This window comes from Streptomyces sp. B1866, from assembly GCF_031932565.1.
GTDB lineage: Bacteria > Actinomycetota > Actinomycetes > Streptomycetales > Streptomycetaceae > Streptomyces.
Genome location: NZ_JAVSCF010000054.1, coordinates 18,990 through 27,608 on the forward strand (window position 1 = coordinate 18,990; position 8,619 = coordinate 27,608).

Annotated in this window: 6 protein-coding genes and 2 pseudogenes; 5 read left to right on the top strand and 3 right to left on the bottom strand. The window is 74.7% G+C overall.

The features are described 5' to 3' along the window. Nucleotides 1–123: 123 nt before the first annotated feature. A complete protein-coding gene (locus RKE29_RS10660; RefSeq protein WP_312004904.1) occupies nucleotides 124–1,047 on the bottom strand; it encodes a LysR family transcriptional regulator in 924 nt (307 codons plus the stop codon). Nucleotides 1,048–1,347: 300 nt separating this feature from the next. On the opposite strand from RKE29_RS10660, the gene RKE29_RS10665 reads away from it, so the two are divergent. Further along, nucleotides 1,348–2,766, top strand: a complete 1,419-nt coding sequence (locus RKE29_RS10665; protein ID WP_312004905.1) for an MFS transporter — start codon at nucleotides 1,348–1,350, stop codon at nucleotides 2,764–2,766. Here RKE29_RS10665 and RKE29_RS10670 read toward each other — a convergent pair. Beyond that, nucleotides 2,738–2,920, bottom strand: a pseudogene (locus tag RKE29_RS10670) (TMEM165/GDT1 family protein); the annotation flags it as partial. The gene RKE29_RS10665 and the pseudogene RKE29_RS10670 overlap by 29 nt on opposite strands. Nucleotides 2,921–3,141: 221 nt before the next feature. Between RKE29_RS10670 and RKE29_RS10675 the strand changes: the two are divergent. Continuing rightward, nucleotides 3,142–3,544: pseudogene (locus RKE29_RS10675) on the top strand (TMEM165/GDT1 family protein); the annotation flags it as partial. A 106-nt stretch (nucleotides 3,545–3,650) separates the two neighbouring features. Here RKE29_RS10675 and tnpA read toward each other — a convergent pair. Beyond that, complete coding sequence (tnpA, locus tag RKE29_RS10680; RefSeq protein WP_312004906.1) at nucleotides 3,651–4,067, bottom strand: IS200/IS605 family transposase; 417 nt, start codon at nucleotides 4,065–4,067, stop codon at nucleotides 3,651–3,653. Nucleotides 4,068–4,092: 25 nt separating this feature from the next. Between tnpA and RKE29_RS10685 the strand changes: the two genes are divergently transcribed. From RKE29_RS10685 to RKE29_RS10695, 3 genes are all read left to right on the top strand, one after another. Further along, nucleotides 4,093–5,322, top strand: coding sequence for an RNA-guided endonuclease TnpB family protein (locus tag RKE29_RS10685; protein WP_312004907.1), 1,230 nt, complete (start codon nucleotides 4,093–4,095; stop codon nucleotides 5,320–5,322). Nucleotides 5,323–5,637: 315 nt separating this feature from the next. After that, a complete protein-coding gene (locus RKE29_RS10690) occupies nucleotides 5,638–6,306 on the top strand; it encodes an HNH endonuclease family protein (RefSeq protein ID WP_312004908.1) in 669 nt (222 codons plus the stop codon). 252 nt (nucleotides 6,307–6,558) lie between these two features. Then, complete coding sequence (locus RKE29_RS10695) at nucleotides 6,559–8,424, top strand: alkaline phosphatase D family protein (protein ID WP_312004910.1); 1,866 nt, start codon at nucleotides 6,559–6,561, stop codon at nucleotides 8,422–8,424. Nucleotides 8,425–8,619 lie beyond the last annotated feature (195 nt).

Sequence of the window (8,619 nt, forward strand, 5' to 3'; positions counted from 1 at the left end):
GTACGCCACGGCCCCCACCTGGTGCCAGGTGGGGGCCGTCGGCATCACTGGTCGCACGTGACGCCGCGGCGCCTTCCGAGGCCGACCTCGCCGCCCTTGCCGCTCAGGCCCGAGCGGGACCGCTCACCGCGCCCACGCCGGAACCCAGGCCCCGGCGCGGTCGCCGGGTCCCGGGGAGCCGAGGTGGGCGCGGAGGGCGGTGAGGGCCGGGTGGGGGTTGTCGGCGTGCCAGAGGAGTGCGTGGGGGTAGACCGGGGTCGGGTCGCGCACCGCGACGCGCCGCAGGTCGTGGTCGGCGGGCCAGTCCAGGCGGGTCTGCTCGCCGACGAAGGTCGCCAGGTCCGCGGAGGCGGCGAGGGCGTCGAGGAGCGGTTCGATGCCGAAGTAGGGGCCGGTCGCCTCGATGGTGAGGTGGAAGGCGGCGGCGAGGTCGGCGTAGTAGGCGGCCCACTCGGTGCCCGCCACGATGCCGGGCATCCAGATCCGGTGTCCGGCGAGCCGGGCGGGCGGGACGGCGCGGGCGGCGGCGAACGCGTGGGCCGGGCCGGTGAGCAGGTGAAGGGGCTCGTCGAGGACCGGGGTGGCCCGGACGCCGTCGGGCAGCCGCGCGGGCCGGGTGACGGCGCGGACGGAAGCGTCGACGGCGCCGGACCGGACGGCGTCGATGGCCGCGTCGGCGTCGAAGAGGGTCACCACGTCGAGTTCGGTTTCCGGGTGCGCGCGGTGGAAGCCGTGCAGCAGGGCCGCCGGGGCGAGCCGGCGGCCGATCACGTCGACGCGCAGCGGGCGGCGGCCGGGCCGTACGGAGGCGGCGGCCCGTTCCGCGGCCCGCAGCAGGTCCCGGGCGTGCGGCAGGAACGCCTGCCCGTCGACGGTGAGCCGCACCCCGCGTGCCGTACGGGCGAACAGCCGGGCGCCGAGGTCCCGTTCCAGCGCGGCGACGCGCTTGGAGACGGCCTGCTGGGTGATCGACAGGTCGGCGGCGGCCTCCTGGAACTGCCCCGCGTCGGCGGCCGCGACGAAGGTCCGTACGGCTGCGAGATCCACGCCCGACACCCTAGTGCCCCTCCCGGCGAGGTTCGCCCCGTCGCGCCGCCCGGCACGCACGCTCGCGGCGTTGGCCAAAAGTCCTGGTAGCTCCGCTACCAGGACTTCCGGCCGCCTTGCGATCGCACGCACCGAACGACGCTCCCTGACGGGCAAACCTCGCCGGTCGCGGCACTAGTCGTACAACCGTTGGTTGTGGGTGGCCGGTGCGGCGGTTGTTTGCTCGGCCCGTCCGGCGGTCGCTTGGATGGCCCGGGTCAGCAGGGTGCTGGCCGACGGGCTGCGGGGGGTGCGCGGGGGATGGCGGGCAAGGGGTCGCCGGGGCGGGCGTTCCGGTGGCTGTGGGCGGCGTACGCGGTCAGCACGTACGGCACGTGGTTCGCCTTCGACGCGTTCCCGCTGATCGCCATCCTCGCGCTGGACGCCGGGCCGGCCGAGGTGGCGGCGCTGGCGGCCACCGGGCTGGCGGTGGGCGCGGCGGTGGCGGTGCCGCTGGGGGCCTGGGTGGAGTTCCGCCGCAAGCGGCCGGTGATGGCCGCCATGGACCTGGTCCGGTTCGCGGCGCTGGCGAGCGTCTGCGCCGCGTACGCGCTCGGCCGGCTCGGCCTCGTCCAGCTGCTGGCCGTGTCGGCCGTCGTCGCCGCGGCCGACATCACCTTCAACGCGGCGAGCGGCGCCTGTCTGAAGGCCCTCGTACGCCCTGAGGACCTGCTGGCCGCGAACGGGCGGCTGGAGGCCACGACGTGGACCGCCACCGTGCTCGGGCCGCCGCTCGGCGGGGCCGCGACCGGGGCGCTCGGGCCGGTGCCGACCGTCGCGGCCAACGCCGTCAGCTTCCTGCTGTCGGCGGCGGGGATCCGCGCGATCGGCGGCCGGGAGCCGCGCCCCGCGCGGGCCGACGCCCGGCCTGCCCCGGCTCAGGCCGACGCCCGGCCTGCCCCCGCGCGGGCCGAGGAGGCGCGCCCCGCGCGGGGCGGCGAGCCGCCCGCTCCGACGCGCGTCGACGCGCCGTCTGACCCTGCGCGGGCCGGCGCGCCTCGGCGGCGGCGCGGCGGCGGTCTGCTCGACGGCTGGCGGTTCATCCTGGCCGACCCGGCCCTGCGCCCGCTGTTCTTCAACACGGTCCTCGTCAACGGCCTGATCATGGCCGCCTCGCCGCCGCTGGCGGTCCTCATGGTCGGCCGCCTCGGCTTCGCGCCCTGGAGTTACGGCCTAGCCTTCGCGGTGCCCTGCCTCGGCGGCCTGGTCGGCTCGCGGCTGGCCCCGCGGCTCGTCGCGCGGTTCGGGCGGCGTACGGTCCTGCTCACCGCCGGGGCGCTGCGCGCGGGCTGGCCGCTCGGGCTGGCCTTCGTGCGCCCCGGCCCGGTCGGGCTGGTGCTCGTCATGGCCGTCGAGCTGGGGCTGATCACGTGCGCGGGCGTGTTCAACCCGGTGTACGCCACCTACCGGCTCGACCGGACGCCGGCCGACCGGGTCACCCGTACGCTGACCGCCTGGTCGGTCACCGGCAAGGCCGCCACCGCGGCCCTGACCGCGCTGTGGGGCCTGCTGGCGGGCCTGGCCGGTGCCCGCGCCGCCATCGCGCTCGCCGGGCTGCTCCTGCTGGCCACCCCGCTCCTGCTCCCCTGGCGCGACGGCGGCACGCCGCGGGCCGACCCGCTCCGCGCAGACCGCGCGAGCCGCGAAGGCGTCAGCCCGCCCCCGCCTCGTACAGGCTGAATCCGGCGAGCGCCAGCATCACCAGCGCCGCCACGCGCGTGATGAGCCGCAGCGGCACGTACCGCATGAGCGTGCGGCCGCCGACGATGCCCAGGCCCGCGACGGCCCACAGGGCGAGCGCCGCGCCGACGCCCACCGACAGCGGGTCGTCGTAGCTCCTCGCCGGACCGTCGACATACTGCCCCCGCCGTTTCACGCGCGGGCCGGCGCCCGGAGCGTTACGCCGGACGCGCCCGCGCGTCCCGGCCCCGGCGCGCGAACGCGCCCGGGGGGCGTCACGCCAGCGAGACCTTCGGCCGCAGTGTCCTTACGCTGCCGTGCCGAAGCGGCGCCTCTCCCGGGCCCCTCGGCGCGGCCCGACCGATGAGGTGTCCCGTGTTCAGCTTCACCGTCGCCGCCGTGGTCTTCGGCGTCGTCTTCCTCGCCGAACTGCCCGACAAGACGGCGCTCGCCGGACTGGTCCTCGGCACCCGCTACCGCGCGCCCCACGTCTTCGCGGGCGTCGTAGCCCGCCTTCGCCGTCCACGTGGGCCTGGCGATCGCGGCGGGCAGCGTGCTGGCCCTGCTGCCGCACCGGCCGCTGCGGGCGGTGGTCGGCCTGCTGTTCCTCGCGGGGGCGGCGGCGCTGCTGCTGAAGAGGGACGAGGCGGGGAGGGACGTCCGCGAGCCTGCCGACCAGAGCTTCTGGAAGGTCGCCGGGGCGGGCTTCACGCTGATCCTGGTGGCCGAGTTCGGCGACCTGACCCAGATCACGACGGCCAACCTCGCCGCCCGCTACCGGGTCTATTCGCAGTGCACCAGGCTTCAGCCCGGTGGTGAAGCGAATCTGAGAACTGCTCTGGCCTCAGTTGGGTGCAGGATCCGTCTGTTCGCCTCACTCCAGGTCAGTGCGGCCGGTTCTGCTGCTCGATGTACTGCTTGACGATGCTGAGCGGCGCACCGCCGGCCGACCCGGCGAAGTACGAGCCGGACCACAGGCGCTGTGCCCGCCAGTAGTGGCGGGCGAGGTCGGGGAACTCCTGGCGGAGCCTGCGCGAGGACACGCCCTTGAGGGAGTTCACCAGCCTGGACACGGCTACCTTCGGCGGGAAGTTCACCAGCAGATGGACGTGGCTGGCCTCGCCGTTGAACTCCACCAACTCGGCCTCGAAGTCCTCACACACGGCTCGCATGATCTCCTCGCAGCGCGTCAGGTGCCGGTCGGCGAAGACGGAGTGCCGGTACTTCGTCACGAAAACCAAGTGGACATGCATCCGGAAGACACAGTGGCGGCCTGCGCGAACGTTCTCATCGATACCCATAAACCAACTGTGTATCATGATCCGCATGCAGCTTCGGTACAGCTTCCGCCTGTACCCGAGCGCCGGTCAGCGCGCAGCGTTAGCGAGGGCGTTCGGGTGCGCGCGGGTGGTCTACAACGACGCGCTCCGCGCTCGGGAGACCGCCCGCAGCGAAGGCATGCCGTTCCCGAAGACCGGGGACCTGTCGAAGCAGCTGATCACCGAGGCGAAGAACACCCCCGAGCGGGCCTGGCTCGGCGAGGTCTCGGCGGTCGTCCTCCAGCAGTCCCTCCGCGACCTGGACACCGCGTACCGGAACTTCTTCGACGGCCTGAAAGGCAAGCGCCCCCGCATGGGCGCGCCCCGGTACAAGTCCCGCAAGGACACCCGGCAGGCCGTCCGCTTCACCGCCAACGCCCGCTGGTCGATCACGCCGGGGCACAAGCTGCGCCTGCCGAAGATCGGCGACCTGAAGGTGAAGTGGTCGCGCACGCTGCCGTCGACGCCGTCCACGGTGACCGTGGTCAAGGACAGCGCGGGCCGGTACTTCGCCTCCTTCGTGGTGGAGACCGGTCCGGAGGAAGTCCTGCCCGAGGTCGCGCCCGAGGTGGGCGTCGATCTCGGGCTCGGGCACTTCGCGGTCCTCTCCGACGGGACGAAGATCGACAGTCCGCGCTTCCTGCGCCGGGCCGAGAAGCGCCTGAAGAAGGCGCAGCGCGTCCTGTCCCGCAAGGAGAAGGGCAGCAAGAACCGGGACAAGGCCAGGATCCGCGTCGCGCGGGCACACGCCCGTGTCGCGGACGCGCGCCGCGAGTTCCACCACCAGCTCTCCACGAAGCTGATCCGCGAGAACCAAGCGGTCGCCGTGGAGGACCTGGCGGTGAAGGGACTCGCCCGCACGCGCCTCGCCAAGTCCGTCCACGACGCCGGATGGTCGGCGTTCGTGAGCATGCTGGAGTACAAGGCCGCCCAGTACGGGCGCACCTTCGTGAAGATCGGCCGGTTCGAGCCGACCTCTCAGGTGTGCTCGCAGTGCGGTGTCAAGGACGGCCCCAAGCCCCTGCACGTCCGGGAATGGACATGCGGGGCATGCGGGGCGGTCCTGGACCGGGACATCAACGCGGCGGTCAACGTCGCCAAGGCGGCCGGACTGGCCGTGTCAGCCTGTGGAGCGCAGGTAAGACGGGCACCCGTGCCCGCACCGCGCAGCGAAGCAGGAACCCACCCGAAGCCCTCACCCATCCGGTGGGAGCAGGCGGGAATCCCCGGCCTTTAGACCGGGGAGGATGCCAATCCCCTTCTGCTGGGGTCCACGATACGGCACCGGCGGCGGGCGGTCCGGAAAGGGGCCGGGAGGTGCCCGGGACGCGCTCGGGCGACGGCGCCCGGCACGGCCGTCGCGCCCCTTTGGGGAGCACTTCCGCACGCCGGGCGCAAAGCCGCACTCCGCAATCAAACGGACACGCCTTGTTTTTGACATGCCCGCGTCGCAACGCTGTTACCTGGCGCCAACCCGTCCGCAATCAACCCCCCACACCATGGCCGGGCACCCGCGCCGCCATCCCCCCGCAACCCGCACAAGGGAGTTCGCATGTTCCGACTGCGCACCACCCGGACCAGGTCCCGCGTCTACGCGCGTCACGCCTCCGTCGTCGGCGGGCTCGCCGCCCTCCTCGGCACCGTCGTGCTGAGCGGGCCGTCCGCCCAGGCGTCCCCGCCCACCCCGCCGAGCGCGTCCACCGCCCGCTCCTACCTCGCCTCGCTGGCCGTGCGCGCCGAGGGCTCGCTGACCGGCTACAGCCGCGACCTGTTCCCGCACTGGATCACCCAGAGCGGCACCTGCAACACGCGCGAGGTCGTCCTCAAGCGCGACGGTACGAACGTCCAGACGGACTCCAGCTGTGCGGCCACCAGCGGGAGCTGGTTCTCCGAGTACGACGGCGCCACCTGGCACGCCGCCTCCGACGTGGACATCGACCACGTGGTGCCGCTCGCCGAGGCCTGGCGGTCGGGCGCCGACAGCTGGACCACCTCGCGGCGCCAGGACTTCGCCAACGACCTGACCCGCGCCCAGCTCATCGCCGTCACCGACAACGTGAACCAGGCCAAGGGCGACAAGGACCCGTCCGAGTGGCTGCCGCCGCGCAGCTCCTACCACTGCACGTACGCGCGTATGTGGGTGTGGGTGAAGCACGACTACGGCCTGTCCATCGACTCCCCCGAGAAGACCGCGCTCAGCAACATCCTGAACGGCTGCTGACCGCTCCGGTCCGGACGACCCGGACGCCGGTGCACTTCGGGCCCGGCGCCCGGGTGACCGGACGGCCCCGGCCGCCGGGTGCACGGGGGCCCGGCGGCCGGGTGCCGCGCCGGAAACTCCGCGCCCTCCTCCGTCGTTGCGTACCGTACGTCCCCACACGACGGCGGCCACGACGCGACGTGCGCGACGTGACCTCACGAGCACGACGCCTCACGGGCACGACGCCTCACGGGCACGACGGAGGAGGGCCGGATGGCCGGGCTGCGCCTGGGACCACTGCTGCGCCACACCGACTGGGATACCGGTCGCGGCGCGACCGTCTGGATCGAGGCCGACCGGCCGTGCGAGGCCGAGGTGCGCTGCGCCGACGGCGCGGGCGGCACGGCCCGCACCTGGCGGGTCGCGGGACACCACTACGCGCTGGTCCCGGTGACCGGCCTGCGCCCGGGCACCGAGACCGCCTACCGGGTGCTGCTGGACGGCGAGCAGGTCTGGCCGCTGCCCGGCTCCCGCTTCCCCGACAGCACCATCCGCACGCCCGCGCCCGGGACCGCCGAGCGGACCGTGCGCGTCACCTTCGGCTCCTGCCGCTGGGCCGCGCCGCCCGGCGACGGCGCGGGCGGCGGGCACGGCCCGGTGGGGCCCGACGCGCTCGACACCCTCGCGCACACCCTGGCCACCGCGCCCGGCGCCGAGCGGCCGGACGTGCTGGTGCTGCTGGGCGACCAGGTGTACGCGGACGAGACCTCGGCGGCGACCCGGCGCTGGCTCGCCACCCGCCGCGACCTGCGGCAGCCGCCGTGGACGCAGGTGGCGAACTACGAGGAGTACACCCGGCTGTACTACGAGTCGTGGCTCGACCCGGAGGTGCGCTGGCTGCTGTCCACCGTGCCCAGTTGCATGATCTTCGACGACCACGACGTGATCGACGACTGGAACACCAGCGAGGCGTGGCTGCGCCGGATGCGCGCCACCCCGTGGTGGCGGGAGCGGATTCTCAGCGGCCTGATGTCGTACTGGGTCTACCAGCACCTGGGCAACCTCTCCCCCGCCGAGCTGGCCGCCGACGAGCTGTACGCGCGGGTGCGCGCCGAGCGCGGCGAGGACGGCGAGGTGGACGGCACGGCGGCGCTGCGCGAGTTCGCCGCGCGGGCCGACGCCGACCCGGCGTACACGCGCTGGAGCTACCGCCGCGACTTCGGGCGGGTGCGGCTGCTGATGGTGGACACGCGGGCCGCGCGGGTGCTGGGCGAGGGCGGCCGGGCGATGCTGGACGAGGCCGAGATGGCGTGGCTGCGGGAGCAGGCGCTGGACGGCGTGGACCGGTTCGACAGCTCGGAGGCGGCGACCGGGCCGGAGGGTTCGGAGTGTCCGGAGGCCGAGGGGGAAGGCGGCGCGGGGGCCACGGGGCGGTCCGGCGCGTACGACCACCTGCTGATCGGCACCTCGCTGCCCTGGCTGCTGCCGCACTTCGTGCACGACGTGGAGGCGTGGAACGCGGCGGTGTGCGGCGGCGCGCGCGGCCGCCGCTGGGCGCGGCTGGCGGAGAACCTGCGGCAGCGCGGCGACCTGGAGCACTGGTCCGCCTTCCCGGAGTCCTTCGAGGCTCTGACCGAGCTGATCGCGAAGGTGGGCGGCGGCCCGGCCGCCCCGGCGACGGTCAGCGTGCTGTCGGGGGACGTGCACCACGCGTACGTGGCCGAGCCGGACTGGTCCCGGTGGCCGCAGCCGCCGCGCAGCCGGGTGCGGCAGCTGACGTGTTCGCCCGTGCGGGGCAGCATCCCGGCCGCGATCCGGTACGGCTTCCGCTTCGGCTGGAGCCGGGCCGGGCGGCGGATCGGACGGCTCTTCGCCTGGCACGGGCGGGCCGCGACGACCCGGCTGGACTGGCGCAGGACCGGGGGGCCGTGGTTCGGCAACCAGCTCATGACGCTGACCCTGCGCGGGCGCGCCGCCGCGCTGCGGCTGGACCAGGCCCGTACGGATGCGCCCGCCGGGCCCGGCACCCCGGCGGGCGCCCAGGGTGGCGGCCCGGTGGCCGCGCCCGGGGCACCGGGTGTCCCGGGCGGGCGGGCGCGGCTGGTAGCGGCGCTGGAGGAGGAGTGGCCCGCGGGGTGACGCCGTGCGCCGGGGCGCGGCAGGGCCCGGCGGCCGGCCCGGCGGAAGGCGCGACAGGAGATCCGACGGGCGCGGACGCGGCGGCGCGGAGGGCGAGGGGATCCGGATCCGGTCGATTTCACTTCGGCCGGTCCGGCACTGGCGTACGATCCGCGGTGACGGCCCGCCGGGCCGGTCGCGCGGGGCCCGGGCGCC